Annotated in this window: 35 protein-coding genes; 32 read left to right on the forward strand and 3 right to left on the reverse strand. The window is 50.4% G+C overall.

Annotated features, from left to right (window positions below; genetic code table 11):
• Nucleotides 1-5 precede the first annotated feature (5 nt).
• The 3 genes from SBL51_RS20500 (at nt 6) to SBL51_RS20510 (ending at nt 4,603) form a co-directional block, all read left to right on the forward strand.
• Nucleotides 6-1,910 (forward strand): acyltransferase, encoded by a 1,905-nt coding sequence (locus tag SBL51_RS20500; RefSeq protein WP_317933020.1) that lies wholly within the window; start codon nt 6-8, stop codon nt 1,908-1,910.
• Between the two features lie 91 nt (nt 1,911-2,001).
• The gene (locus SBL51_RS20505; protein ID WP_317933021.1) at nt 2,002-3,297 is read left to right on the forward strand and encodes an NAD(P)/FAD-dependent oxidoreductase; all 1,296 of its coding nucleotides are present in this window, start codon (nt 2,002-2,004) and stop codon (nt 3,295-3,297) included.
• A gap of 58 nt (nt 3,298-3,355) precedes the next feature.
• The gene (locus tag SBL51_RS20510; protein ID WP_317933022.1) at nt 3,356-4,603 is read left to right on the forward strand and encodes an FAD-dependent monooxygenase; all 1,248 of its coding nucleotides are present in this window, start codon (nt 3,356-3,358) and stop codon (nt 4,601-4,603) included.
• Between the two features lie 89 nt (nt 4,604-4,692).
• Here SBL51_RS20510 and SBL51_RS20515 read toward each other — a convergent pair whose 3' ends face one another.
• The 3 genes from SBL51_RS20515 to SBL51_RS20525 form a co-directional block, all read right to left on the reverse strand.
• Complete coding sequence (locus SBL51_RS20515; RefSeq protein ID WP_317933023.1) at nt 4,693-6,300, reverse strand: hypothetical protein; 1,608 nt, start codon at nt 6,298-6,300, stop codon at nt 4,693-4,695.
• 400 nt (nt 6,301-6,700) lie between these two features.
• A complete protein-coding gene (locus SBL51_RS20520) occupies nt 6,701-6,949 on the reverse strand; it encodes an acyl carrier protein (protein WP_317933024.1) in 249 nt (82 codons plus the stop codon).
• 61 nt (nt 6,950-7,010) lie between these two features.
• Nucleotides 7,011-9,206, reverse strand: coding sequence for a non-ribosomal peptide synthetase (locus SBL51_RS20525; protein ID WP_317933025.1), 2,196 nt, complete (start codon nt 9,204-9,206; stop codon nt 7,011-7,013).
• Between the two features lie 1,068 nt (nt 9,207-10,274).
• Here SBL51_RS20525 and rpsJ point away from each other — a divergent pair.
• The 29 genes from rpsJ to SBL51_RS20670 all read left to right on the forward strand — a co-directional run bounded on the left by rpsJ (nt 10,275) and on the right by SBL51_RS20670 (nt 26,029).
• Nucleotides 10,275-10,586 carry a 30S ribosomal protein S10 gene (gene rpsJ, locus SBL51_RS20530; protein WP_317933026.1) on the forward strand — a complete coding sequence of 104 codons (312 nt, stop codon included), beginning with the start codon at nt 10,275-10,277 and terminating at the stop codon, nt 10,584-10,586.
• 156 nt (nt 10,587-10,742) lie between these two features.
• A complete protein-coding gene (gene rplC / locus SBL51_RS20535) occupies nt 10,743-11,381 on the forward strand; it encodes a 50S ribosomal protein L3 (RefSeq protein WP_317933027.1) in 639 nt (212 codons plus the stop codon).
• Between the two features lie 14 nt (nt 11,382-11,395).
• Nucleotides 11,396-12,010, forward strand: a complete 615-nt coding sequence (gene rplD, locus SBL51_RS20540; protein ID WP_317933028.1) for a 50S ribosomal protein L4 — start codon at nt 11,396-11,398, stop codon at nt 12,008-12,010.
• A complete protein-coding gene (rplW, locus tag SBL51_RS20545) occupies nt 12,007-12,303 on the forward strand; it encodes a 50S ribosomal protein L23 (protein ID WP_317933029.1) in 297 nt (98 codons plus the stop codon). Before rplD ends, rplW begins: the two co-directional genes overlap by 4 nt.
• Nucleotides 12,304-12,314: 11 nt before the next feature.
• Nucleotides 12,315-13,142, forward strand: a complete 828-nt coding sequence (rplB, locus tag SBL51_RS20550; RefSeq protein WP_317933030.1) for a 50S ribosomal protein L2 — start codon at nt 12,315-12,317, stop codon at nt 13,140-13,142.
• A 32-nt stretch (nt 13,143-13,174) separates the two neighbouring features.
• Nucleotides 13,175-13,453 carry a 30S ribosomal protein S19 gene (rpsS, locus tag SBL51_RS20555; RefSeq protein ID WP_317933031.1) on the forward strand — a complete coding sequence of 93 codons (279 nt, stop codon included), beginning with the start codon at nt 13,175-13,177 and terminating at the stop codon, nt 13,451-13,453.
• Between the two features lie 15 nt (nt 13,454-13,468).
• Nucleotides 13,469-13,801 (forward strand): 50S ribosomal protein L22, encoded by a 333-nt coding sequence (gene rplV, locus SBL51_RS20560; protein ID WP_317933124.1) that lies wholly within the window; start codon nt 13,469-13,471, stop codon nt 13,799-13,801.
• A gap of 12 nt (nt 13,802-13,813) precedes the next feature.
• Nucleotides 13,814-14,488, forward strand: coding sequence for a 30S ribosomal protein S3 (gene rpsC / locus SBL51_RS20565; protein WP_317933032.1), 675 nt, complete (start codon nt 13,814-13,816; stop codon nt 14,486-14,488).
• Nucleotides 14,489-14,501: 13 nt separating this feature from the next.
• On the forward strand, nt 14,502-14,915 hold the full coding sequence (rplP, locus tag SBL51_RS20570) for a 50S ribosomal protein L16 (RefSeq protein WP_317933033.1): 414 nt from the start codon (nt 14,502-14,504) through the stop codon (nt 14,913-14,915).
• Complete coding sequence (gene rpmC / locus SBL51_RS20575) at nt 14,915-15,106, forward strand: 50S ribosomal protein L29 (protein WP_317933034.1); 192 nt, start codon at nt 14,915-14,917, stop codon at nt 15,104-15,106. The genes rplP and rpmC overlap by 1 nt, the downstream gene beginning before the upstream one ends.
• Complete coding sequence (rpsQ, locus tag SBL51_RS20580; RefSeq protein ID WP_317933035.1) at nt 15,106-15,372, forward strand: 30S ribosomal protein S17; 267 nt, start codon at nt 15,106-15,108, stop codon at nt 15,370-15,372. Before rpmC ends, rpsQ begins: the two co-directional genes overlap by 1 nt.
• Nucleotides 15,373-15,407: 35 nt before the next feature.
• Entirely contained in the window at nt 15,408-15,776 is a 369-nt protein-coding gene (gene rplN, locus SBL51_RS20585; RefSeq protein WP_317933036.1) for a 50S ribosomal protein L14, read from the forward strand.
• Between the two features lie 44 nt (nt 15,777-15,820).
• Entirely contained in the window at nt 15,821-16,138 is a 318-nt protein-coding gene (gene rplX, locus SBL51_RS20590; RefSeq protein WP_317933037.1) for a 50S ribosomal protein L24, read from the forward strand.
• A gap of 15 nt (nt 16,139-16,153) precedes the next feature.
• Nucleotides 16,154-16,693: a 50S ribosomal protein L5 gene (rplE, locus tag SBL51_RS20595; RefSeq protein ID WP_317933039.1), complete on the forward strand. Its 540-nt coding sequence runs from the start codon at nt 16,154-16,156 to the stop codon at nt 16,691-16,693.
• Between the two features lie 10 nt (nt 16,694-16,703).
• Nucleotides 16,704-17,009 (forward strand): 30S ribosomal protein S14, encoded by a 306-nt coding sequence (gene rpsN / locus SBL51_RS20600; protein ID WP_317933040.1) that lies wholly within the window; start codon nt 16,704-16,706, stop codon nt 17,007-17,009.
• A gap of 25 nt (nt 17,010-17,034) precedes the next feature.
• Nucleotides 17,035-17,427, forward strand: coding sequence for a 30S ribosomal protein S8 (rpsH, locus tag SBL51_RS20605; RefSeq protein ID WP_317933041.1), 393 nt, complete (start codon nt 17,035-17,037; stop codon nt 17,425-17,427).
• 13 nt (nt 17,428-17,440) lie between these two features.
• Nucleotides 17,441-17,974, forward strand: coding sequence for a 50S ribosomal protein L6 (rplF, locus tag SBL51_RS20610; protein ID WP_317933042.1), 534 nt, complete (start codon nt 17,441-17,443; stop codon nt 17,972-17,974).
• A gap of 10 nt (nt 17,975-17,984) precedes the next feature.
• Complete coding sequence (gene rplR / locus SBL51_RS20615) at nt 17,985-18,335, forward strand: 50S ribosomal protein L18 (protein WP_317933043.1); 351 nt, start codon at nt 17,985-17,987, stop codon at nt 18,333-18,335.
• 10 nt (nt 18,336-18,345) lie between these two features.
• On the forward strand, nt 18,346-18,870 hold the full coding sequence (gene rpsE, locus SBL51_RS20620; RefSeq protein ID WP_317933044.1) for a 30S ribosomal protein S5: 525 nt from the start codon (nt 18,346-18,348) through the stop codon (nt 18,868-18,870).
• Nucleotides 18,871-18,911: 41 nt separating this feature from the next.
• Nucleotides 18,912-19,097, forward strand: coding sequence for a 50S ribosomal protein L30 (gene rpmD, locus SBL51_RS20625; protein ID WP_317933045.1), 186 nt, complete (start codon nt 18,912-18,914; stop codon nt 19,095-19,097).
• Nucleotide 19,098: 1 nt separating this feature from the next.
• On the forward strand, nt 19,099-19,533 hold the full coding sequence (gene rplO, locus SBL51_RS20630) for a 50S ribosomal protein L15 (RefSeq protein ID WP_317933046.1): 435 nt from the start codon (nt 19,099-19,101) through the stop codon (nt 19,531-19,533).
• 43 nt (nt 19,534-19,576) lie between these two features.
• Complete coding sequence (gene secY, locus SBL51_RS20635) at nt 19,577-20,911, forward strand: preprotein translocase subunit SecY (RefSeq protein ID WP_317933047.1); 1,335 nt, start codon at nt 19,577-19,579, stop codon at nt 20,909-20,911.
• A 24-nt stretch (nt 20,912-20,935) separates the two neighbouring features.
• Nucleotides 20,936-21,052, forward strand: a complete 117-nt coding sequence (rpmJ, locus tag SBL51_RS20640; protein ID WP_317933048.1) for a 50S ribosomal protein L36 — start codon at nt 20,936-20,938, stop codon at nt 21,050-21,052.
• 284 nt (nt 21,053-21,336) lie between these two features.
• The gene (gene rpsM, locus SBL51_RS20645; RefSeq protein ID WP_317933049.1) at nt 21,337-21,693 is read left to right on the forward strand and encodes a 30S ribosomal protein S13; all 357 of its coding nucleotides are present in this window, start codon (nt 21,337-21,339) and stop codon (nt 21,691-21,693) included.
• 37 nt (nt 21,694-21,730) lie between these two features.
• A complete protein-coding gene (rpsK, locus tag SBL51_RS20650) occupies nt 21,731-22,123 on the forward strand; it encodes a 30S ribosomal protein S11 (protein WP_317933050.1) in 393 nt (130 codons plus the stop codon).
• A 14-nt stretch (nt 22,124-22,137) separates the two neighbouring features.
• Entirely contained in the window at nt 22,138-22,758 is a 621-nt protein-coding gene (gene rpsD / locus SBL51_RS20655; protein ID WP_317933052.1) for a 30S ribosomal protein S4, read from the forward strand.
• A gap of 26 nt (nt 22,759-22,784) precedes the next feature.
• Nucleotides 22,785-23,774 (forward strand): DNA-directed RNA polymerase subunit alpha, encoded by a 990-nt coding sequence (locus SBL51_RS20660; RefSeq protein WP_317933053.1) that lies wholly within the window; start codon nt 22,785-22,787, stop codon nt 23,772-23,774.
• A gap of 63 nt (nt 23,775-23,837) precedes the next feature.
• Nucleotides 23,838-24,224, forward strand: a complete 387-nt coding sequence (gene rplQ, locus SBL51_RS20665) for a 50S ribosomal protein L17 (protein WP_317933054.1) — start codon at nt 23,838-23,840, stop codon at nt 24,222-24,224.
• Between the two features lie 356 nt (nt 24,225-24,580).
• Nucleotides 24,581-26,029, forward strand: a complete 1,449-nt coding sequence (locus SBL51_RS20670; RefSeq protein ID WP_317933055.1) for an undecaprenyl-phosphate glucose phosphotransferase — start codon at nt 24,581-24,583, stop codon at nt 26,027-26,029.
• Nucleotides 26,030-26,224 lie beyond the last annotated feature (195 nt).

Consider the following 26,224-nt stretch of genomic DNA (forward strand, 5'->3'; position numbering starts at 1 on the left):
AAATCATGCAAAGCCTTACAAATACCAAATCTTCCAATGGGGACGTGGGGCGTATTGAATCAAGCTTGGTGTGGCTGGTAGTTCCGCTGCCAATATTAGTTTTATTGTCAGCCTACACCGCTTCCCAACATGGACTGTTTGCCAAGTCGGTAGGAGATTTCTCTTCTGCTTTCCATATAGCCGATAGCATTATCAACAGTTTTTTGGTTCCTACGCTTCTGTTTTTGTGTGGAGCCCTCTACGCACGAATTGCGGGAGTGCTGCTATCCGGGCCGAGACTGGTCGGTTGGTTGCTCTATCTATTCATCCTTTGGGTGATTGTTCAAAATCTGGTGGAGGTGGTTTTTTCCGGTTACACCGGTAGTGCGGCGGTTTTGAATGATATCTATTTTGATCTGGTGGCACGCCCGGCCAATCATCTATGGCTGTTGATGGCGATAGTGCTTTGTATTCTACTGGTGCAGCTGGTTGAACTGCTTAGTCAAAAAATGGCGGTAGTTAAATGGTTGTTTGCACCGGCTTTTGCCGTATGGGCTTATCTAGCATTTGCGCCTGGCGTGGTTGGTTATCCGTTTGATCTGTTGGCGGAAAGCTTTATTTTCTTTCTGCTTGGATGGTTGCTGCCACGCTCTTTTTCTCCCGCGTCAATAGCACGCGGCTGGTTACTTATGGCGGTTCTGGTTTTTGCTGTGGGGCAGTGGCTGTTTCATGGTTGGGCTGGGCTTGGCAGTTACCAAAATAGTTGGCCGACATTGCTATTGGCGCTGACGGGCATTGCGTTTTGGTTGACGGTTGCTTGGCTTGTTACGGGTTGTTTTGCTTCGCTAAAGCCGTTGGCAATTGTTCACTGGTCTTTGATCGCCTTTTTAACGCACTTCACCATCATCAGTGGTTTGCGCGAGGTGTTGGTTAGGTCATTAAACGTCGGTAACGTCTATCTACATTTGCTGGCGGGAATGCTGTTGGTTGTGATGGCGGCATTCATCTACTTCTATTTACGAAACTGGCCACTTTTAAAGCAGCTGTTACAGCCCCCAGCAGTGCCTGGTATACGGCAGCTCTCTTCGCTCTTTGTGCGGTATAGGTGGCTGCGGTTAGGTGGCTATGCTGTGTTGTTGTTGGGAGTCGTGGCGCAGGCTTCTGTCTACACCGTTTCTGAAATTCGTTTGCGGAATTTGTTTGCGACCAGCATCCCGCCCTTTCAGCCGGTACCGGCAACAGATGAAAATATCGATGAAGGGCGGCGGCTTACTGCTATTTATGGTTGTTATATCGGCTGTCATGGCTCGGATCTGGCCGGCAAGACCTATCATCGGGCCCCTTTTCTTGGGCAGTATCATTCCGCCAATCTCACACAGGTGATAAAAAAATATAACGACGCGGAGATGGCGCAGATTATCCGCTCAGGGCTGCGCACGGATGGACGGCCGTTGATTTTGGGGATGCCTATCGCCGGCTATTCAGAAATACCTGATCTACAAATCGGCCAGATGTTGGCGTTTATTCGCAGCATGCCGACCAAGCCGAACCCCATAGAGATAGGTACCATCGGCTTAAAATGGCGGTGGCAGATCGCTACGGGTGAGTACCAGTATCCGTTTGAGGAGGCGGTCAGTGCCAGTACCGAATTTTATGATCACTATCCGGATCTGCCGGGTAAGCGCTGGGTTCGCAGTGCCTGTACCGAGTGTCATGGGGAGACATTGCAGGGAAGCATGGAAAGTGGTGCGCCGCCCCTGATTATTGCCCATGCCTACAGTTTTGATCAATTTCAGCATCTGCTGCGTACCGGGATTAAATTGAGTGGCGAAGATGCCGGGTTAATGGGCACGGTGGCGCGTACGCGCTTTAAAAATTTCACCGAAGCAGAGCTGCAGGATATTTATCAATTTTTAATGTTATTGAATTAAGGCAGAAATTGATCTGCCTTGATCCTGATTCGTTATTGATGCAGCACGTGTCATAAAATCAGATAAAAGCAAACGGATAGGTTACCCAGCTATGAATCAACCACTGCAGCAGCTTCAATCCTATAGTGATCCGGCCAAGCCGGTTGATTGTCTTGTAATCGGCGGTGGTGTTGGCGGTATGGTGGCCGCAGCTGCGCTGGCTCCTAATTGTAAACACGTGCTGTTAATCGATAAAGACGCTTTGGATTTATCCGCAAGGTTCCGCAAAAGTATTGTGCAGGGTAATCATCTGCACAGCTTGCTGGTGGGTGGTGGTCATGTTTTGGAAAAGGTCTTTCCTGGTTTGCACGCGGAGCTTGTCGCTAGTGGATCCGTTTTGCTGCGCGCGGGCTTGGACCAAAAGATTTTCGAATACGGAGAGTGGATGCCCGATCGTGATCTGGGTATCAACATCTACTGCCAGTCACGTATGTTGTTGGAGTCGAAAATTCGCAGCCGTTTGGCAGGGTTGAAGAATGTCACAATGGTGGATCAAACCAAAGTGGCTGATTTTTTACTTGAGGGCGAGCGTATCGTCGGTGTCTCCGTTACTGGCGGTGATGATGGCGTTGCGGATATTTATTGCCGGGCGCTGGTCGATGCCTCGGGTTTGTCGGGTGGCTTGTTGGCCAAATTGGCGAAATCGTTTCCTGAATTAGCAAGCTGTAAAGAGGATGTGGCTTCCGATATCGTCTATGTCACCGGCTTTTTGAAAAAGCCGGAACAGTGGCGCTCAACTCATGAAAATGTACTTATTGTTACTGGCCCAACGGAGTCGCGGGGTGGTGCCTTGTTGGATATTGAAGACGATACCTGGGTAGTGTCGCTAAATGGCCGCAATGGGGTGAGCCCGCCGGAGACCGCTGCCGAATGGACTGAATACGCTAAAACCTTGCCGACAGAGGCTATCTGGCAACGTATAGCAGAGGCGGAGCTGATTGGCCCGTTGAAAAAATTTAAGAAGTCCAGCAGTTATCTTCGTCGTTTTGATAAAGTGGTGGATCTGCCCAAAGGTTATTTCCCGCTGGGGGATACCATCAATAGCGTGAATCCGACTTTTGGCCAGGGAATGACCTTGGCCTTCTTGCACGCGAGTGCCCTGGGCGAGACTTTTCGCCCGGATGATACTGATTCTGCACAAATGGAATATATCGCCAAAGCTATCAAGCACTCCCTTCCTGCCTGGCGACAGACTCTGGCTTACGAATCCATGTTTGGCAGTGCAGAGTCTTCAGCCGATAAAAAATTCCAGGCGTTGCAGATGATGGTTAAAAACAAACATAAAGAAGCCTTGGCAAGTTTTGATGCGCACCTGGCTATGTTTAAGTCAGCACAGATGATGAGCTAACGACAGTGCGATTGGTGGCTCTCCCTTTAAATAGACAGCGCGTTGAGTGGGTGGTGCAATGAAAGCGGTTATTGTTGGTCGAGGTATTGCTGGAATGTCTGCCGCGGCAGCCCTGGCCGATTATTGCGAGCAAATTACAGTTATTGATAAAGATATTCGTCCATCACCGGTCGCCACCCGTAAATATGTACCTCAAGGGGCCCATATCTCCATACTGCTTAAAGCGGGGTTGGATATTCTGTGTGAATTTTATCCTGGCTTGGATCGGGATTTAATGAATGCTGGTGCGTCGCGCATCAATGCCGGTTGTGATCAGCAGGTTTTCGAATATGGTGCCTGGCGCATGACCAGGCCGTTAGATTTGGAATTTATCGGTATTTCCCGTCTGTTGTTGGAGTCGGTGCTATACGAGCGCTTCCTCTCCCTGTCGAATGTCCAATCGCTGCAGGCGCAGGTGACTGGTTTGAAGATAGAGTCTGGTCGGGTGAAAGGGGTTGAATGCGGCGAGCGTACCGCGACCATCGAGGCGGACCTGGTGGTTGATGCGTCGGGTGTTGGTGGCGTGCTTTCCAAATGGCTTAACAAGCACGCAGGCCAAAGCATACCGACCGACCGCTCACCGATCCATATCTTTTACTCGACGGTGCATTTTAAAAAGCCGGTACAATTCCTAACCCAAAAAGAGAACATTCTAATTGTGCCAGAGGCGGGCGTTTCCAATTTGGGAGGTTCATTGCTGGACGTGGAAAACGATAGCTGGTGCGTGTCACTGCATGGTCGGGACCGTGAGCCGGTGCCGAAAACCATGGCTGAATGGTACGACAGTATCGCCTCGTTACCGGACGATCGAATTTGGCAGAGGGTGAAAGAGGCCGAGCCGAGTTCCGGGTTGCAAACATTCAAGAAATCCCACGCTATCTGGCGTCGATTCGACCAGTGTCAGGAGCAACTGCCAAAAGGTTACCTACCCCTAGGTGATGCGGTAAATTCATTGAACCCAATATTTGGCCAGGGGATGACCATTGCCTTGGGGCACTGCCTGGCGTTAAAGCAGTCGTTGGCCAATGGTGAGATCTCGGCCGAGAATTTTGCCACACAAAATTACTACATTCAGGCATTGCGATGGACGGAAAAGGCCTGGAAGAAATCAGCCGCGTTCGACAAAAATTTCTTTAGTGAATCTGCGCAGGACGAAAAACGTATTGAGTTGGTACGCAAGCTTACCGCCGCACAGCATAAAAAGGTGGCTGAGTCGCCGGACTTCCACTTGCAGATCCTTAAAGAGGCTCAAATGCTGACCATCTAAGCGGTTTTCTATAAGTGGCCACTGTAATTGTAACCCCGGTGAATTTTTGGTTCGCTCCTGGTGAGTCGTTGTGGCCTACTGGCTGGGGTTCAGTTCTCTTCTATTCTTAGATTTTTATTCAGCCATTCAATGGATTTTAGGTAACAGTGATAGCGAAACAGCGGGTGCCGCTTGTTATCGGTTGATGCACTAATCAAATCCAGCCATTCGGCATCAATATAGCTGGTTTGAAACTGGGCAATTTCGTTACTGGCCGCAGGTTGTGTATCCACCTGAACATAGCCCAGTCGTTTGTGGATAATGCCATCGCTGCCTGCTGCGATGCTGTACTTGTTGTAGCGAACTTTCTCACACAGCCAGTTGAACACATTGTAATAGTTTTTCTGCATGGTGCTGATGTGTTTGATCAGCTTATAGGTAAGCTCTTTTTCTACTTGGTATGGGGTCTGGTTTGATTGGTAGTGATCGACCGCTGTTAACAAGGTGTCGTACATGGCTGCCCAGCCCAGGCTGTTTTGGTGTGCCTCGCCGAAGGCTATTGGCGTTTTGGCTGAGCGTTTGATAATAATTTCCGAATCCAATATCCAGAAAGGGTCGCGTAGTACTTTACTGGGGAGGTTGAGTTGTGGAATCAGTAAGCCATAGTGGCAGCTGCTTTTGTTCTCTTCCTTGACGGTTAAAAACAGCTCGCTGTTGCCATTGGCGAGCATGGGTACGTGCTGTAGTAGCTCGCAAAACGAACCTTGATAACCAAAATCCAAAAAGAGCGTTTTCTTTCGGTCGATCTGCAATGCCTGTAGCTGCTCAACAAACTCCTGTTCGACCTTTGTCGCCCGTGCCGACAATGTTTCTCGTTCCTGTTCGGTGACCCACTGCAGGTGTTTTAATTTTTCGACAATATTTTTGTTGTCGAAGCCCGTGTCAGTGAAGCGATCTGGAAAAAAGTGTTTCAGGAAAGATTCTGTGTGCAGTTGCTTGGCAAAATCCTTTGGGGCGAGGTGGTTGTAGCTTATGTAGCGGATGTTGTAGCGCGATATCTCCAGTTTTTTAAATGGAAGCTTCGGAAAGTGTTTGCCGAGTAAGTCTTTATAGAAGTCGAATACGCTGCCGAGTACGACAATCTGTTCGATCTGGAAGCGCTCAATCAGATCGTCAATTTTGGCAATGGTCAGCCACATGGCTGGGGCTAGAATGTTGTCGATATAACCTTGGTAATAAGCCTCTGGGGAGCTGTAGTCTGGCTGGTAGCGGGTGGCTTCACGCACATAATGTACCGCTGGTAGTAGCTTGGCGGAGCCATGCATAAAATCGTGCTTTAGATGGTCGCCAATATGAATAATCTCACGGCCGTAACGTTCGGCCACTACGTCGAACAGTTTGCCAAACCCCTCCTTGGAACAGTTGTGTTCGCAGGATACAAATATCTCTTTATAAAACTCTGGGATTCCTAGCTTGTTGAGCAGGTAGCTTAGGTGGCTAGAGGTTAAATACATATCAGAGGTTAATATAAAGGTATCCTCTGGATGCCGCTCGATGAAGGCTAAAATTTCACTGTTGGCCTCCAGCTGCTCTGCTTCTATATCGAGTTCCAGCTGTATGCTCTGGCCTACTGTTCGATAGAACTCATCGACTGCCGTGGGATAGTGCTGTTCGTGCAGCTCAAGGCGTGCGGCCCGGTACTCTTCGGGGAGTCGCATTAGAGTATCGATTGGGGCTTCTTTGCGAAGAATAAGTGTATCGAATATATCGAGGCTGTAGATCATGGTTTGGATCGCTAATTGATAGTGCTGCGCTGTGCTGGCCTCACGGGCTGGAGAGAGGCATTGGTTGGCGTTACCCGAATCATCTTCTGCCCCGTTGAGTCTGCAATATTGGTGGGCAAAATACCTTAGGGAAGAGGCGGTTCATCAGTGGGGCCGGATCACTTGCTAACATAAGGAGAGGGATTGGCATCAATGTCTGCTAGCGCGTTTGCCGGTGTTAATTGTGTGGGCAGCCATGCCAAGAGTGGAGGGTGTAGCTTGTTGGGCCTACTAATCATCGCTTGGCATTGGCGGTGCGCTAGCAAAGAGTGCCCACCAATGCGCAAGGAGAGAATCATGCCTCTTCGGTTTTATTGGCGACCAAAGAGTGAAGCGAGTTGATTGAATCCAGGTCGTCGACGTTGAGGTCGGCAAAGTCTGCGCTATAACCGAGTTCTGTTTCCAGAAAACTCAACAATTCAATTAGCGAATAGCTATCGACCAGACCACTGGTAAACAGTGCGTCGTCATCGCTAATACTGGCAACATCGACTTCGAGCTCTTCGCCCAGGAAAGCTCTGATTTTGCTTTTTACATCTGTCATAACTACATCCTAGTAATTGTTATGGGAAACTGCATTGCCAATCGTGTTGGCTAGCCGACCCCTATTGTTGGCAGCGAGGGCGAAGAAACTGGACGATCAGATCTGCGGTCTCTTTGCTCTGGAGTATCTCCAGATGATCTCCCGGCGCTTCGGAAAGAATCATTGGCCCGGTTAATTTTGACCCCCAGTTTAAGTCGGGGGCCAGCTTCTGTTCACCCTGGTAACCAGCCCGGACGATCAGTGTCGGTTCACCGAAGGTGGGCTTGTTATAAAAATAATCCCTCACCCGCGGCCCTTTCAGGATATTGGTGAGCTGTTTCTTTCTCGCCTCTGCTGTAATTTTAGGCGCTTTCTTGGGTTTTGTTAGTGAAGTTAACTGTTTTCGAACTTTGTAGAGTGTCTCTTTGCTGAGAAGTCTTCTCAAACGGCGTCCGACAGAGATTTTAATCGAGGCCCAGGTGCGCTTAATGGTGCCAGGGAGGATAGCATCGAATATTACCAGGCCGGAGATGGTATCGCCCATCTGCTGCAGTTGGCGAGCGATTTCAAAAGCCAGTACGCCCCCAAAAGAGGCGCCGGCTACTGTGTAGGGGCCGTTTGGGGTGTGTTTTTTTATGGCTTTGACATAGCACCTTGCCAGGTCTTCCAGGGTGTAGCTGTTGAGCTTCTCGTCAGCTTTGATGAACGCCTCTTCCTCGGGCACGTAGATGCCATAGCAGCTGTAGTTATTGCCGAGGTTTTTCGCCAAATTGCCATACAGAGCAATGCCGCAGACAAAAAAGAGGCTGGGTTGATCCTTTACTTTGTTGAGCTGGACCAGCATGGTCCCTAGCTTTTTTCGGGACTGTTTGGCGGGTTCCGCCAGTTGCGTAATAGTCGGGTAGCGCTCTAGGTCTTCGGCCTGGAGGGCGAGGTCAAAGATGGTATTGATCTTATTGGCAATCACCTCCCGTTGCTCCATGTCGGGGCAGAGTTCGAGGTAGTTGTCCTGCACATCGATGGAGTCCAGAGAGAGAGTATCACTCACGATCTCAGCAAGCTTTAGCTCCACATCATTCGGCTTTCTGGGGTTGGGCTTGGTCTCTGGAGCTATTTCGGCGGTTGCGGCCAATTGGATTCGATATACGTTGGCCTGGATCTGGGACGCTTTAATCTCCGTTGGGAGCCACTGCAAGGATTTCTCATCGCTATTGGCTTGGAGGGGAATTGCTGCAAAATGCAGGTTTTGTCGCAGATTGGTTGCGATTTCCGCGCTGTCGATGACGTCGCTGTTGTTTGGTAACAGAAATGCGTTGCCCGATACGGGCTGGCCGGCAAGCTCAGGGTTGCTGGTGTCGTTGACCCGAAGGTGGCAGGCTAGACCCAGCTCGCCGAGGGTGGCTGGGTGGATAAAATAGGCCACTGCTATGTGTTTGGCCTGCTGGTTGAGCGTATTAAGTGTCTCGGTGGTGGGACTTGGGCCGCAGTAGATAAGCGTCTTGAGCTTGGCAGGAGTGCTTTCGCGCAGAGCCACCATGGTGGCGTTAACACTGTTACTGCCGAGCACCACGTGAGTAACTTCCTGCTTTGCCAGGAAGCTTGCCAGTGTTTCCTTAGGGCTGCGGACAGCGAGTGTGGCTCCGGCCAGCAGCGGCCACAGCAGTTGCCAAACATTGATCTCGGTGTCGGCGGGCTCAACGAAGGCGACGGTGTCGCCGGCGGATAGCGGAAAATGTGCAGCGGCCCATCGCAGTGGATAAATCAGGCGACTTTCCGGCAATTGGTGGTAGACCACGTTGGCGTCTGGGGTAACGAAGCGGCTGAGCTTAATGGCCGTAGGATGTTTGTTCGGTGTGGTCGGAGTTGGCTCAGCCTGATCGGAATGGGTGGGGCTGGTCAGCCAGCTGTCGGCGTGCAGGTTTATCTGCATCAAGGTGGCGGCCGCTTCCGGCAGGGGCCGATCGGTAAGCACGCAATTGATTGTAAATGGCAGCGCCTGTAACTCTTCCGGGCTCACAAACAGAAAGGTGCGTTTGGCCATTAACAGGGCAACCACTGCGACAACCAGCTCTGTGCAGGAGTGAAGGGCAATGGCGACCGGTGCGTGAAGCTCGGTGCCTGTATGACGGAGGATTTCGGCTAGGCGATTGCTCTTACTGACCAGCTCTGCATAAGTGAGTTGTTGTTGCTGACAAGTGATGGCGGTGTGGTGACCCTGGTGGGCCCTAAGTGGGGACAGGTCAATCTGGCTCAAATCTGAGGTGGCAAGGTTTGACACAAGCGTGGCCGATGGTGCCTCACTGCGGCTTAACTGGATAGGGTGTATCGGTGAGTTTAATGCCGAAGAGCTGTTCATAAATATGTCTTCCATTACGCTTGTCGATTCCTGCTCTTCGGTATTAGTGTTGTTTGCTGCAAATAGATAGCACTTTGCTTAGCAAATTTTCCTTTTGCGGCTCCGCGAAGAGTTTGTGGGGTTGACTCACGCAATCGTCTTCAGCGCATTTGTGTTCTTTGTTTCTGGTTAAAAACAACGACTAATGCCTAGCTCCGCGACGGCTTTTGCTGAATGCTCATTTAACGGGTTAAGGTTAAACATTAGCTTAATTTCTGTTATTTGTGCCAGTGCAGCAGTGCGGCGCTTTTTCCCAGCGGTAGCTTAGTGCGACCAATTGCACCCTGTGCGTTATATAAATGTAAATCATTAGCGTTCATAGAGGATTTCTTAACGGCTACGAACTTCTCGTCTGCTGTTCAGTGGATAAAAGCATCCTAAAAAAGCTGGGGGTAAATTAATGCGCGGTTGAATAAAATTCAATCAGTTGTTGTGTAAAATCTTCGTTAATTGATATGTGCCAAGCAGCTGATCGGTTTATAGACTTATTAGAAGTGGTGATATGCAGTCTGTTATCTCCTTCCTCTATTTATAGTTAACGCGATACATCTACAGGTCGGTGTGACTCGACTGCATCATAGTTACTCCCCTTCTCCTAAAAATCTGCTCCTGGCGTCATATTGTTCTTTGATCATTTGAGAGGGGCTGCCTTCGTACCTGGCCAACTGGCGCTTAAATATTCCAAATGGTTATATATGGTAACTTTAGCGCCAAGCGGTGGATATTAAGTCGGGGGAATCTACAGGGTGTGGTAGGAGCAGGGGCTAAAATCCTTTTTTAGGCCGTTGAGTCGCTTGCTTACCGATTTGTTGGCTGTTTTTGCATTTTTCCCCTAAAGAAGGTTTGACATGGGGAAAAGCGGTCATTAGAATTGCGCCTCCTTTTTCAGCCCCCTGCGGTGAAAAGGGTCCTAACTGGAAAAGTTCTTTAAGTTTTTTGGAGTTCGGTTCAATGCAGAATCAGCGTATTCGTATTCGCCTGAAGGCTTTCGATCACAAGTTGATCGATGCTTCTACCCAAGAGATCGTAGATACAGCCAAACGTACAGGCGCTCAAGTGCGCGGCCCGATTCCGCTGCCAACTCGCAAAGAGCGTTTCACTGTGCTGATCTCGCCTCACGTTAACAAAGATGCGCGTGATCAATACGAAATTCGTACACACAAGCGCTTGTTGGATATTGTTGAACCAACTGAGAAGACCGTAGACGCCCTGATGAAGCTGGATCTGGCTGCAGGCGTTGAGGTTCAAATTAGTCTCGGTTAATAAACTCCACTTTCTACCGTGTTCGGCCGTGTGCTGAAAACTGGTGGGAGGTTTACAAGTTGCCGAAATCCCGTGCCATATGCCGGGTTTGTGTAACGCTCTGAAATGGGCGGCCATAGCGGGTAAAAGCCCCGTACACTGAGAGGTCTAAAAGAGATGACAATAGGTATTGTCGGCCGCAAAAGCGGCATGACTCGTATCTTTACGGATGCGGGTGAATCCATTCCTGTAACCGTGGTTGAGATTGAATCCAATCGCGTTACTCAGGTCAAGAGCGTCGAAACCGATGGCTATGCCGCCGTGCAGGTAGCTGTAGGTTCTCGTCGTGCCTCCCGAGTTTCCAAGCCGGCTGCTGGTCACTTCGCTAAGGCGAGTGTTGAAGCAGGTAGTGCGGTGCTGGAGCTGCGTAATACCGCTGAAGCTGATTTCGAAGTAGGTGCAGAGCTTACTTTAGAGGGTTTCGAGGCGGGTCAAAAAGTTGATGTGACTGGTACTTCTAAGGGTAAGGGTTTTGCCGGCGGTGTTAAGCGCTGGAACTTCCGCACCCAGGATGCTACTCACGGTAACTCCCTATCCCATCGTGCTCCCGGTTCTATCGGTCAGTGTCAGACTCCTGGTCGTGTCTTTAAAGGCAAGAAAATGGCTGGTCATATGGGTTCTGTCCGTACCACTGTACAGAACTTGGAGCTTGTTCGTGTCGATACCGAACGCAATCTGCTGTTGATCAAAGGCGCGGTGCCGGGTGCTCCTGGCGGTCGTGTGATCGTGCGTCCAGCAGTTAAAGCTCGCAACTAATTCGGGGGTTACTAATGGAATTAACGATTGCTACTCCAGAGGGTAAAGGCGGCACTGTCAGTGTTTCCGAGGTTACCTTTGGTCGTGAATTTAATCAGGATTTGGTCCACCAGGCGGTAGTTGCCTACTTGGCCGGTGCTCGTCAGGGTACCAAGGCTCAGAAGACCCGTTCTGAAGTGTCTGGCGGTGGTAAAAAGCCGTGGCGTCAAAAGGGTACTGGTCGCGCTCGTGCTGGTACTATTCGCAGCCCAATCTGGCGCAGTGGTGGTACTACCTTTGCTGCCAAGCCGCGTAACCATGAGCAGAAGCTCAACAAAAAGATGTACCGCGGTGCTTTGCGTTGCATTTTGTCTGAGTTGGCTCGTCAGGAGCGTTTGGTGGTGGTTGAAGACTTCGCGTTGGAATCACCAAAAACCAAGGCCCTGCTGCAGAAGCTGGCTCAGTATGACGTGACAGAAGCGCTGATCATCACCGAAGAGGTGGACGAGTCTCTGTACCTGTCTGCTCGCAATCTGCACAAAGTTGATGTGTGTGATGTTAACGGGGTTAACCCAGTCTCTTTGATTCGTTTCGACAAGGTCATCGTCACTGTAGCGGCCCTGAAAAAATTTGAGGAGGTCCTGGGATGAGTCAGGAACGAATTTATCACGTGCTGCGCGGCCCGGTGATTTCCGAAAAGGCAGCTATGGCTGGTGATGCGGGTAATCAGGTAGCTTTTAAAGTATCAACAGATGCAACCAAGGCGGAAATTAAAGCCGCAGTTGAGCAGCTGTTTGAGGTGAAGGTTGAGGCCGTTCGCACTTTGAATGTAAAGGGCAAAACCAAGCGCACTCGCTACGGTATGGGCAAGCGCAACGATTGGAAAAAAGCCTACGTCCGTTTGCAGGAAGGTCAAGATATTGATCTTCAAGTGGCCGAGTAAGGAGCTGGGATATGCCTATTGTAAAACGTAAACCGACATCGCCTGGCCGTCGTTTTGTTGTCAGCGTTGTAAACCCCGATTTGCACAAAGGTGCGCCTTACGCACCTTTGGTGGAAAAGAAATCAAAGAGCGGTGGCCGTAACAACGCTGGCCGTATCACCACTCGCCATGTTGGCGGTGGTCACAAGCAGCACTACCGCGTTATCGATTTTAAGCGTAACAAAGATGGTATTACCGCGAAAGTTGAGCGTCTTGAATACGATCCAAATCGCAGTGCTTATATCGCTTTGGTTTGCTACGCCGATGGTGAGCGCCGCTACATTATCGCCCCTAAAGGTGTTGCGGCTGGAGATGTGATTGAGTCTGGTGTTGGTGCGCCAATTAAGCCTGGTAACACACTGCCGCTGCGCAATGTGCCTGTGGGTTCGGTTGTGCACTGCATTGAGCTGAAGCCGGGTAAAGGTGCCCAGTTGGCTCGCTCCGCAGGTGCTTCCGTACAGTTGGTGGCCCGTGAGGGTGCATACGCGACTCTGCGTTTGCGCAGCGGTGAAATGCGTCGTGTGTTGGCCGACTGCCGAGCCACTATTGGTGAGGTTTCCAACTCCGAACACAACCTGCGCTCATTGGGTAAGGCTGGTGCCTCCCGCTGGCGTGGTGTGCGCCCTACCGTTCGCGGTGTGGCTATGAACCCGGTAGATCACCCGCACGGTGGTGGTGAGGGTCGTACCTCTGGTGGTCGTCACCCAGTGAGCCCATGGGGTACTCCAACCAAGGGTTATAAAACGCGCACCAACAAGCGCACCGATAAAATGATTGTTCGTCGTCGCGGCCAAAAGTAACGCGCGATTAACTAGCTGAAGAGGAAAAGACAGTGCCACGTTCACTGAAGAAAGGTCCTTTCATCGATCTTCACTTAATCAAGAAGGTCGAGGCTGCGATTGAGAAGAACGATCGACGTCCAATCAAAACTTGGTCTCGTCGATCCATGATTATGCCGGAGATGGTTGGATTGACCATCGCTGTGCACAATGGCAAGCAGCACGTTCCAGTGCTGATCAACGAAGAAATGGTTGGCCATAAGTTGGGCGAGTTCTCTGCGACCCGTAACTACAAAGGCCATGTGGCTGATAAAAAAGCCAAGAAACGCTAACACGAGGGTTTAATGATGGAAGTAGCTGCAAAATTAAGCGGTGCGCGACTGTCAGCGCAAAAAGCCCGCTTGGTTGCCGATCAGATTCGTGGCAAGCAGGTTGAAGAAGCGTTAGACATCTTGACTTTCAGTAACAAGAAAGGCGCAGCCATTATCAAGAAGGTACTGGAATCTGCAATTGCCAACGCCGAGCACAATGAAGGTGCTGACGTAGATGAATTGAAGGTTTCCACAATCTTTGTGGACGAAGGTATGACCATGAAGCGTATTCGCCCACGAGCCAAAGGCCGTGCGGATCGAATTTTCAAGCGCTCGTGCCATATCACCGTAAAAGTAGCTGAAATTTAAGAGACAGACGTTATGGGTCAGAAAGTACATCCGACAGGCATTCGTCTGGGTATCGTTAAAAAACATACCTCGACTTGGTATGCCGGCAGTGACGCCTACGCCGACAAGCTCTACACAGACTTGAGTGTGCGTAAGTATTTGCAAAAGAGCTTGGCACATGCGTCTGTAAGTCGCATCGAGATTGAGCGGCCAGCCAATACCGCGCGTGTGACTATTCACACTGCACGTCCAGGTATCGTCATCGGTAAAAAGGGCGAGGACGTAGAAAAGCTGCGCAATGAGCTGACCAAACAAATGGGCGTTCCGGTTCATATCAACATCGAAGAGATTCGTAAGCCTGATATCGATGCAACTCTGGTTGCACAAAGCGTTGCCTCGCAATTGGAACGTCGTGTGATGTTCCGCCGCGCGATGAAGCGCGTTGTTCAAAACGCAATGCGCCAAGGCGCACAGGGCATCAAGGTGCAGGTCAGCGGTCGTTTGGGTGGTGCCGAAATCGCTCGTACCGAATGGTACCGTGAAGGCCGCGTGCCGCTGCACACTCTGCGTGCAGATATTGACTATGCCACTGCTGAAGCCAGTACGACCTACGGCATCATCGGTGTCAAAGTTTGGATCTTCAAAGGTGAAGTCATCGGCGGTATCGAGCAGTCTGAAGACAACACCAAGAAAAAACGTTCGAAATAAGGGGTACGCATAAATGTTACAACCGAAGCGTACGAAATTCCGCAAGATGCAAAAAGGCCGTAACCGTGGCCTGGCAGAACGCGGATCAAAAGTTAGTTTTGGCGAATACGCCCTGAAAGCGACCGCTCGTGGTCGTATTACGGCGCGTCAGATTGAGGCGGCTCGTCGAGCCATGACTCGTCATATTAAACGTGGCGGTAAAATCTGGATTCGAGTATTCCCGGACAAACCTATCACCGAAAAGCCTTTGGAAGTGCGTCAAGGTAAAGGTAAGGGTAACGTGGAATATTGGATCTGTCAGATTCAGCCGGGCAAAGTGCTCTATGAGATGGAAGGTGTGAGCGAGGCCTTGGCCCGCGAAGCGTTCCAGCTAGCGGCTGCCAAACTGCCAGTGAGTACAACCTTCGTTAAGCGAACGGTGATGTAATGAAAGTACAAGAACTTCGCGAAAAATCAGTAGAAGAGCTCAACGGCGAACTGATTAAACAACTGCAAGAGCAATTCAAACTGCGCATGCAAAAAGCAACTGGTCAGCTTAACCAAACCCATTTGCTGAACGCTACTCGCAAAGACATTGCCCGTATCAAAACAGTGTTGAATCAGAAGGCAGGTGAATAATGGCTACAGCAGAAAAAACCGCTCGCTCGTTGACTGGTAAAGTAGTCAGCAACAAGATGGACAAAACCGTAACCGTGCTTATCGAACGTCGAGTAAAGCACCCGGTTTACGGCAAGTACGTCAGCAAGTCTTCGAAGATTAAAGCACACGACGAAAACAACGAGTGTAAAGAGGGCGATCTGGTAACAATTTCGGAATCGCGTCCTCTGTCCAAGACCAAGTCTTGGGTATTGGTAAAAATTGAAGAGCGCGCCACCGAAATCTAATCCGGTAGCTCAACTAAAAGTTTCGGAGACGGACGATGATACAAACGCAAACTTATTTGGATGTTGCTGACAACTCTGGTGCGCGCCGGGTTATGTGCATCAAAGTGCTCGGCGGTTCCCATCGCCGTTATGCCGCTGTTGGTGACATCATTAAGGTTACCGTGAAAGAGGCCATTCCTCGCGGTAAAGTGAAAAAAGGTCAAGTGATGAAGGCTGTGGTTGTGCGCACCAAGAAAGGTGTACGCCGCCAGGACGGTTCGCTGATCAAATTTGACGACAACGCTGCGGTTCTGTTGAACGCCAGTGAATCGCCTATCGGCACCCGTATTTTTGGGCCGGTAACGCGAGAGCTGCGTAGCGAAAAATTTATGAAAATTATCTCTTTGGCGCCAGAGGTGCTGTAAGGGTTGTCCCTCAGTATACCGGTCAAAGTTAAGAGGAACGGGTAATGCGTAAGATCAAACGTGATGACGAAGTGGTTGTCATTGCCGGTCGCGATAAAGGTAAGCGCGGCAAGGTAGTGAAAGTACTCGCCGATGATCGCCTGATTGTTTCAGGTGTACACATGATCAAAAAACACCAAAAACCCAATCCGCAGATGGGTGTAGCCGGTGGCATTGTTGAGCGTGAAGCACCAATTCAGGCTTCCAACGTTGCCATTTACAACCGTGCTACCAGCAAAGCGGACCGAGTGGGTTTCAAAATTCTGGAAGACGGTAAGAAAATTCGCGTCTTTAAATCCAACGGCGAAGCTGTTGACGCTTGATAGGTGGTGACAAAAATGGCTAAGTTGAAAGAAGTCTATAAGTCGGAAATCGCACCCAAGCTGCAACAGGAGCTGGGCCTGAAAAACGTCATGGAAATTCCAAAAATCACCAAGATCACCTTGAATATGGGTGTTGGTGAGGCGGTTGGCGACAAGAAAATTTTGGAAAACGCTGTGCGTGACTTGGAAGCGATTACCGGTCAAAAAGCTGTGGTTACCAAAGCGCGTAAGTCTATCGCTGGCTTTAAGATTCGTGACGGTTGGCCCATCGGCTGTAAGGTAACACTGCGTAGTGATCGTATGTACGAATTTCTGGAGCGATTGGTCAGTATCGCTATTCCCCGAATTCGTGACTTCCGCGGTATTAACCCAAAGCAGTTCGATGGTCGCGGTAACTTCTCCATGGGTGTGACCGAGCAGATCATTTTCCCTGAGATTGATTACGACAAGGTCGACAAGCTGCGCGGACTCGACATTTGTATTACGACAACGGCGCGTACCGACGATGAAGGCCGGGCGTTATTAAAAGCCTTTAATTTCCCGTTGAAAGGTTAAGGGATCAGTCATGGCTAAGAAATCAATGATCGCGCGTGATGCAAAGCGTGCTAAAGCTGTCGCTAAGTTCGCTTCCAAGCGTGCCGAGTTGAAAGCAATTATTGCCAGCCCCTCCTCTTCTGAAGAGCAGGTTTGGGAAGCGCAAATCAAACTGCAAAAAATGCCACGCGATGCCAGCGCTACGCGCATTCAGCGTCGCTGTCGCATTACCGGCCGACCACATGCGGTATATCGTAAGTTTGGTTTGTGTCGGAATAAATTGCGTGAAGCGGCAATGCGCGGTGATGTCCCAGGTCTGGTTAAGGCCAGCTGGTAATTAAGAGAATTTAGGAGCAGATGTTATGAGTATGCAGGATCCCTTGTCAGATATGCTGACTCGCATCCGTAACGCCCAAATGGTTGGCAAGTCTGTTGTCGTTATGCCTTCTTCCAAGCTGAAAGTTAGCGTGGCTAAAGTGTTGCAAGAAGAAGGTTACGTCACTGACTTCGCTGTTAGCGAAGACGCCAAGCCAGAATTAAGCATTACTCTGAAATATTTTGAAGGTAAGCCAGTTATCGCCGAGCTCGATCGAGTTAGCCGACCTGGTTTGCGTAATTATGCTGGTAAAGATGCGTTGCCGTCCGTTCGTGGTGGTTTGGGTATCGCCATTGTTTCTACCAGTAAAGGTGTTATGACCGACCGAGCAGCTCGTGCAGCTGGCGTAGGCGGTGAAGTGCTTTGCACTGTGTTCTAATTAGGAAATAGTCATGTCACGAGTTGCAAACAGTCCGGTTGAAATACCTGCTGGCGTGAAAGTGGAGCTGCAAGGCCAAGCACTTTCTGTAAAAGGCAGCAATGGTACATTGGCGCTAGACATTCACTCGAACGTTGAGGTTAAGCAAGAAGATAACCTTCTCCTGTTCGCAGCGAAAGATGCGGCCAAGCAGTCCAATGCTTTAGCGGGTACCACTCGCGCCCTGGTCAACAACATGGTTGTTGGCGTAAGCAAAGGCTTCGAGAAGAAGTTGGAGCTGGTCGGCGTTGGTTACCGTGCAAAAGCTGCGGGTCAAACTGTAAACCTGACTTTGGGATTCTCGCACCCTGTTGATTACACCATGCCGGAAGGTGTAACCGTCGAGACCCCCAGTCAGACCGAAATCATTCTGAAGAGTGCTGATAAGCAGTTGCTCGGTCAGGTGGCTTCAGAGATTCGTGCTTACCGTCAGCCAGAGCCTTACAAAGGTAAGGGTGTGCGCTACTCAGACGAGTATGTACGTCGTAAAGAAGCCAAGAAAAAGTAGGGGTTAGGTAATGAGTGCAAAAAAACTATCTCGTTTGCGTCGTGCTCGCCGCTCTCGCGCCAAAATTCGCGAGCTTGGTGCTACCCGGCTAACTATTTTCCGTACACCGCGTCATATCTACGCACAAGTGATCGCTGCCGATGGTAATCAAGTATTGGCAAGCGCTTCCACTGTTGAAAAGGAGCTGCGTAGCGATAAAACCGGTAATGCGGAAGCTGCAGAAAAGGTTGGCAAATTGATCGCAGAGCGCGCCAAAGCAGCTGGTGTTACTGAGGTCGCCTTCGATCGCAGTGGCTTTAAATATCATGGTCGTGTGAAAGCTCTTGCCGATGCGGCGCGTGAAGCTGGTCTGGAATTCTAAAGGTTAAGATATGGCTAACAATCGAAAAGACGATCGCGCTCAAGCGCCACAGCAAGATGAAGGTTTGCAGGAGAAGCTGGTTGGAGTAAACCGCGTTGCTAAAACTGTTAAAGGTGGCCGTATTTTCACTTTCACAGCATTGACTGTTGTGGGTGATGGTAATGGCAAGGTGGGCTTTGGCCGTGGCAAGGCGCGCGAAGTGCCTCAAGCGATTCAAAAGGCTATGGAAGCTGCGCGCCGTAACATGATTCAGGTTGACCTGAATGGCGATACTATTCAGTACCCAACCAAAGGTCGTCACTCTGCGTCCAACGTGTACATGCAGCCAGCCTCACCTGGTACCGGTGTCATTGCGGGTGGCGCAATGCGAGCGGTATTGGAAATCGCCGGCGTACAAAACGTTTTGGCTAAGTGCTACGGTTCAACCAACCCGGTGAACGTAGTGCGCGCTACCTTCAAAGCGCTGAAATCAATGGCCTCTCCTGAAGCCGTAGCTGCTAAGCGCGGTAAATCGGTAGAAGAAATTACCGGCTAATTCTGCATCTGGCAGATGGCTGAATGTAAATAGGTGGAAGCATGACTAAGAAAACAGTCAAAGTGACCCAAGTAAAAAGCAGCGCCGGTCGTTTGAAAAAGCACCAGGCTTGTCTTTCTGGTTTGGGATTACGCCGTATTGGTCACACCGTTGAAGTTGAGGACACTCCTTCAACCCGTGGCATGATCAATCAAGTTAACTACATGGTTAAGGTAGAAGGTGAGTAACATGCGTTTAAATACTCTTAGTCCTGCTCCTGGCCGAGTAAGCAGTAAGAAACGACTGGGTCGTGGTATCGGCAGCGGTTTGGGTAAAACCGGTGGCCGTGGTCACAAAGGTCTGAAAGCTCGCTCTGGCGGTAGCGTTAAGCCAGGTTTTGAAGGCGGTCAAATGCCTTTGCAGAAGCGCCTGCCAAAATATGGCTTCAGCTCTCGTATTGGTCGAGTTACCGCTGAAGTGCGCTTGTCTGAGCTTAATAAAGTTGCTGGTGATGTTGTTGATTTGGCAGCGCTTTCTGAGGCTGGATTGGTCAACGCCAACATTAAACGGGCAAAAATCTTCCTGTCTGGTGAATTGAATAAAGCATTGACTGTCAAAGGCGTCGCCGTAACCAAAGGTGCTAAGGCAGCGATCGAAGCGGCTGGCGGTAAAGTCGAAGACTAAACCGCGCCTGAGCGCCTGCACCTAAGTTTAACTGGGGGAGTCAATGGCAACAGCAGGGAAAATGCCGTTTGCTAATCAAAAGGGTCTGAGTGAACTTTGGGCCCGTTTGAAGTTTTTGTTTTTGGCGATCATTGTTTATCGCATTGGTACTCATATTCCCGTGCCCGGTATCGATCCGGATCGGGTGTCCGACCTGTTTAATCAGAATCAGGGTACCATCCTTGGATTGTTTAACATGTTCTCTGGGGGTGCTCTGGAGCGCATGAGTATCCTGGCTCTCGGAATCATGCCCTACATCTCTGCCTCTATTATTATGCAGTTGATGTCGGCCGTGACACCGTCGCTGGAGCAGCTCAAGAAAGAAGGTGACGCCGGGCGTCGCAAGATCAACCAGTATACCCGCTACCTGACGGTGGCACTGGCGACTCTGCAAGCTATTGGTATGTCGGTTGGTTTCGCTCAAGGCTTTGCCTATGTGGCTAACTTCAGCTTCTACTTCGTGGCTGTTGTTTCGCTGGTTACCGGTGCCGTCTTTATGATGTGGCTGGGTGAGCAGGTCACTGAGCGGGGTATCGGTAACGGCATCTCCATGCTGATTTTCGCCGGTATTGTGGCCGGCATTCCCTCAGCGATAGGCCAAGCATTCGAGAGTGCGCGCCAAGGGGAGCTCAACATCATTGTGCTGTTGTTGGTTGGCTTGATTGCAATGGCGGTGATCTGGTTTGTGGTTCGTATGGAACGCGGCCAGCGCCGTATTACGGTCAACTACGCCAAGCGCCAGCAGGGACGTAAGGTCTTTGCGGCTCAGAGTAGTCACCTGCCGTTGAAAGTGAATATGGCGGGTGTTATTCCGGCAATTTTTGCCAGCAGTATCTTGTTGTTTCCGGCCACTATCGCCCAGTGGTTTGGCAATAGTACCGAAGGAGCGGGTTCCGACATCCTTCAGGAGATTGCACTTGCTATTGGGCCGGGTCAGCCACTGAATTTTATTATTTTCACGGCAATGATCGTGTTCTTCTGCTTCTTTTATACGGCGTTGATGTTTAACCCGAAAGAGGTGGCAGATAACCTGAAGAAATCCGGCGCCTACGTGCCCGGTATTCGACCAGGTGATCACACAGCGAGCTATATCGACAAAGTCCTGACTCGCTTAACCATTGTCGGTGCGATCTATATCGCTGCAGTCTGCTTGTTGCCTCAGTTTTTAGTGTTGGCAACCGATGTGCCTTTCTATTTGGGTGGTACCTCGCTGTTGATTGCCGTGGTGGTAGTCATGGATTTCATGGCACAGGTTCAGTCTCATCTGATGTCCAGCCAGTACGAATCCCTGATGAAAAAGTCAAATTTAAAGGGCTATGGTAGCGGTATTGCCCGTTAACTAAGCCATTGGATGAGGTGAGTCATGAAAGTACGTGCATCTATTAAAAAAATGTGTCGCAACTGCAAAATGGTGCGTCGCAATGGTGTTCTGCGTGTAATTTGCAGCGTTGAGCCCCGCCACAAGCAGCGTCAAGGCTAATTTTAGTTAGCTGACGACGCTCGCTCTTCGGTTCGTAACAAAGCAGCGGTTTTACCGCTGCTTTGTTATTTGCCGAAACCGGAGGCATTAACTGTCGTCTGGTTGAGAAATCACCAGGCTATTGCAATCGGGTGGCTTTACGAGTATTCTTGCGCGCCTTTTTAGGCCGCTTAAAGCCGTTTTTGGGTGGCCAAAACCTGTGTTTTAGCCAGTTCCCGGGCTTGAAGAGTGCCGTGTAACTGCTGTTAATGCCGTAAAATTTCTTAAAACTGGAGTATCTCCGAATGGCTCGTATTGCTGGTGTCAACATACCAGATAACAAACACGCCGTTATTTCGCTAACGTATGTTTTTGGCGTTGGTAAAACCACCGCCAAACAGATCTGTGCTGCTACAGGTATTGCCGAGAGCACAAAAATTGGTGATCTGTCTGAAGCTCAGATGGACGCCGTGCGTGAAGAAGTGGCTAAACGTGTTGTTGAAGGTGATTTGCGTCGTGAAATTTCCATGAATATCAAACGCTTGATGGACCTGGGTTGTTTCCGCGGTATCCGCCACCGTCGCAACTTACCTCTGCGCGGACAACGCACCAAGACCAATGCGCGTACCCGTAAGGGCCCACGTAAACCCATCAAGAAGTAAGCAGTAAGCTTATCAACCGACTTTAGGAAGGATTGCTATGGCCAAGCCAGGTAATAAAGCCCCTCGTAAAAAAGTAAAGAAAACGGTTGTTGATGGCGTTGCGCATATCCACGCGTCTTTCAACAACACTATCGTAACCATTACCGATCGCCAGGGTAACACCCTGAGCTGGGCAACTGCCGGCGGTTCTGGTTTCCGTGGTTCTCGTAAGAGCACCCCCTTTGCTGCACAGGTCGCCGCCGAGCGCGCTGGTGAAGCAGCTAAAGAGTATGGTCTGAAAAATTTGGATGTCGAAGTGAAAGGACCTGGACCAGGTCGTGAGTCCGCAGTACGCGCACTTAACAACATCGGCTACAAAGTGACCAACATCACCGACGTGACACCCATTCCACACAATGGCTGTCGTCCACCGAAAAAACGTCGAGTATAAGGGGAGATTAACAGATGGCTCGTTATAGAGGTCCAAAATGTAAGCTCGCTCGTCGTGAAGGAACTGACCTGTTCCTGAAAAGTGGCGCGCGTCCGCTGGATTCAAAATGTAAATTGGAAACCATTCCAGGCCAACACGGCGCTCGTCGTGGTCGTTTGTCTGACTATGGTGTTCAGTTGCGTGAAAAGCAAAAAGTACGTCGTATCTATGGCATTCTGGAAAAGCAGTTCCGTTCTTACTACAAAGAAGCGGCTCGCTTGAAAGGTGCTACCGGTGAAAACCTGCTGCAATTGTTGGAGACTCGCTTAGACAACGTTGTTTATCGTATGGGCTTCGGTTCAACCCGCGCTGAAAGTCGCCAGTTGGTATCACACAAATCCATCACCGTTAACGGCTCTGTTGTTAACATCCCGTCCTACCAAATCCAGGTTGGCGATGTTGTAGCTGTTCGTGAGAAATCCAAAAACCAATTGCGTATCAGCAATGCTATGGAGTTGTCACGCGGCCGTGCCGAGGTTGAGTGGATGGACGTGAATGCCGAGAAGAAAGAAGGTACTTTCAAGCGTGTGCCTGATCGCGGCGATTTGCCTGCCGAGATCAACGAGAACCTGATCGTCGAGCTCTACTCCAAGTAAGCGAACAACCAATAAAAGGTATGACTATGCAGAGTGCTGTAAACGAATTTTTGACCCCCAAAACTATCGATGTCACCGACATCAGCACCAATCACGCCAAGGTTGTTCTCGAGCCTCTCGAGCGAGGTTTTGGCCATACACTCGGCAACGCTCTGCGTCGCATTCTGCTCTCTTCCATGCCTGGCTGTGCCGTCGTGGAAGCAGAGATCGCGGGTGTATTACACGAGTACAGTGCCATTGAAGGTGTGCAGGAAGACGTTATCGAAATCCTGTTAAACCTGAAGGGTGTGGCCGTTGTAATGCACGGTAAAGATCAGGCAACTCTGACCGTCTCTAAGCGTGGTCCCGGTGTTATCACCGCTGGTGATATTCAGGTGGATCACGATGTTGAAATCGTAAATCCAGAGCACGTGATTGCTAACGTGACTGGCGATATCGATTTCAGTATGAAGTTGACTGTTGCCCGGGGTCGCGGCTACCAGCCAGCGGATAACCGTGCCAATGACGACGAAGAGACTCGCGCTATTGGTCGCCTGCAGTTGGATGCAACCTTCAGCCCGGTCAAGCGCCTTGCCTACACCGTGGAAAGTGCTCGGGTTGAGCAGCGTACCGACCTGGACAAACTGGTTTTGGATCTGGAAACCGATGGCACTATCGATCCAGAAGAGGCCATTCGCCGTGCGGCAACCATTCTTCAACAGCAGTTGGCAGTCTTCGTTGATCTGGAAGGCGAAAAACATGCTGAGCCAGAAGAGAAGCAGGAAGAGGTAGATCCTGTGTTGCTGCGCCCAGTGGATGACCTGGAATTGACCGTGCGATCAGCTAACTGCTTGAAGGCGGAAAATATCTACTACATTGGTGATTTAATTCAGCGCACCGAAGTGGAGCTGCTGAAAACCCCGAACCTGGGTAAAAAATCACTGACTGAAATTAAAGACATTCTGGCTACCCGTGGTCTTTCGTTGGGGATGCGCTTGGAAAACTGGCCACCTGCCAGCCTGCGTAACGACGACTGATTTAGCCGGTCAGGCCTGTAACCAATATTGCTGTGATAGCAATTAACCAAAGGATTTAGAGTCATGCGTCATCGTAAAAGTGGCCGTAAACTGAATCGCAACAGCTCACACCGCAAAGCCATGTTCAGCAACATGGCAGCGTCTCTGGTAGAGCACGAGTTGATTAAAACCACCCTGCCCAAGGCCAAAGAGTTGCGCCGCGTGGCAGAGCCATTAATCACTCTGGCCAAGAGAGATAGCGTTGCTAACCGCCGTCTGGCTTTCTCACGCGTTCGTAACGATGCGGTTGTGGGCAAGCTGTTCACCGAGCTCGGTCCTCGTTATCAAGACCGTCCCGGTGGCTATATTCGCATTCTTAAGTGCGGATTCCGCGCCGGCGACAAAGCTCCAATGGCTTACGTTGAGTTGGTTGATCGACCAGTCAACGCCGAAGCTGTAGAGGCCGAGTAAGGTCTTGTATCGGCCTGGAGGGGGTATTTCCCGTCCAGGCTGGTTTCCCTCCCCATTATTCGATTGCTTTTCTCCCTGCATCATTTTTATACTACGCCCGTTTGGATCTAAAACTTGCGCACTTATCATGTCCAGGTTGAATCAGCAGTGGTGCGTGTATATTCTTTTTTGCAATTCACCCGAATTCATTCATTGAAGTTTGAGTTATCAAAAGCAGTACTGATTCACAGTTCATGCATGTCCAAACGCAAACCTAGAGGGAGGCACCCTCGATAACGGTTTGATTTAGGGAAAGTTTACAAAGCCGAACATGCAAGTTGTGGTTTTGTCTGTCATCTAAGGAAGAGGGCACTACTATGGCGTTAGGCGCCAAAGGATTGGTCAAACCCCACAGTTCTCTATTTGCACTCCTGGCACGGGTCGTCGATTGCGGCATTGTCATAACCGGAGTGGCAATAACAGCTCTGTTATCAGCTAATACAGTTCCACAAGCCTATCTAATCGCCGCTTTGGGGGCTGTTATCTGTCTGCAATTTTCGGCCGAGTTCGCCGAAATCTATCGCTCCTGGCGTTCAGAGACCATCTGGGCTGAAGCCAGCCAGGTGTCGTTGTGCTGGATAGCCAGCTTCTCTTTTATCCTTGCCATAGGCAGCGTCACCAAGCTCGAGGCAACACTGTTTGCCTGGCCGCAGTTTGCCCAATGGTTCGTTCTCACTTGGTTAATGCTGTTGGGTTGGCGGGTAATCCTGCGGGTCTCTTTACAGAAAATCCGGGATCGAGGCTACAACACCCGTAATGTGGCCATTGTCGGCAATGGTGAACTGGCGCTGGATGTAGCCCACCGTTTACAGAAGTGCTCCTGGGGCGGCTACGTGATCCGTGGTTTCTTCGACGACCGTCAGGCGCCGGAAGCACCGGTTGAGGGCGATCAAAAGCCTCGTACCGCGCACGGACTTACCCGCGTTTGCCCGTTGTCCGGCAATTTTGCCGATCTCATCAAAGAGGCTCGTGCCGGTAAGATTGATCAGGTCTACCTGACCATTCCCATGCGCGGCGAGCAGCGTATCCAGTGGCTGATCAAGCGTCTGGCGGAATCGGCGACCTCTGTTTATCTGATCCCCGATGTCTTCATGTTTGACCTGCTACACGCGCGCACTATCAACCTGAACGGTATCCCCGCGATTGGTGTGGTCGGTGAACCGAGCCGGGGTACCATGTCCATGCTGAAACGCATGGAGGATCTGATGCTGGCGATGGGTATTCTGGCGCTGATCAGCGGGCCGATGTTGGTAATCGCAGCGCTGGTCAAACTTACCTCCAAGGGGCCGATCTTCTTCCGCCAGACCCGCTATGGCTTGGATGGCAAGCCCTTTAAAATGTGGAAATTTCGCTCTATGACGGTCTGCGAAGACAACTCCAGCGAGATCAAGCAGGCACAGAAGAATGACACCCGCGTGACTAAACTGGGTGCGATATTGCGTAAAACCTCCCTGGACGAGCTGCCTCAGTTCTTTAATGTGCTGGAGGGTAATATGTCAATCGTCGGCCCGCGTCCCCACGCGGTGGCGCACAACGAGCTCTATCGCGAACAGATTTCCGGCTATATGTTGCGTCACAAAATTAAGCCCGGCATAACCGGTTGGGCACAGATCAACGGTGCTCGTGGTGAAACCGACACACTCGATAAGATGGAGCGCCGGGTTGAGTATGACCTGCAGTACATACGCAACTGGTCAGTTGGCTGGGATCTCAAAATCATTTTCCTCACTGTTTTTAAGGGTTTTATTGGGAAGAATGCGTTTTGATTCAACCAGCGGTTGCTGCCACTAGGCCGATCATCCGTTCGCGGCGTAGTGGTAGCAGGGCTCTTGTCCAGCTGCCGCGCGATTGCTCGGCTTGTTCCCCTAACTATCAGCAACAGTCTAATTCTTACTACCCAGTCCTGAGCTCTTCCTTTTTGCCAAATCGAGCGAATTAAGGTTAACTCGGCGAGGGATGCT

The sequence above is a fragment of the Halioxenophilus sp. WMMB6 genome (assembly GCF_033283405.1).
Taxonomy (GTDB): Bacteria; Pseudomonadota; Gammaproteobacteria; order Pseudomonadales; family Cellvibrionaceae; genus Halioxenophilus.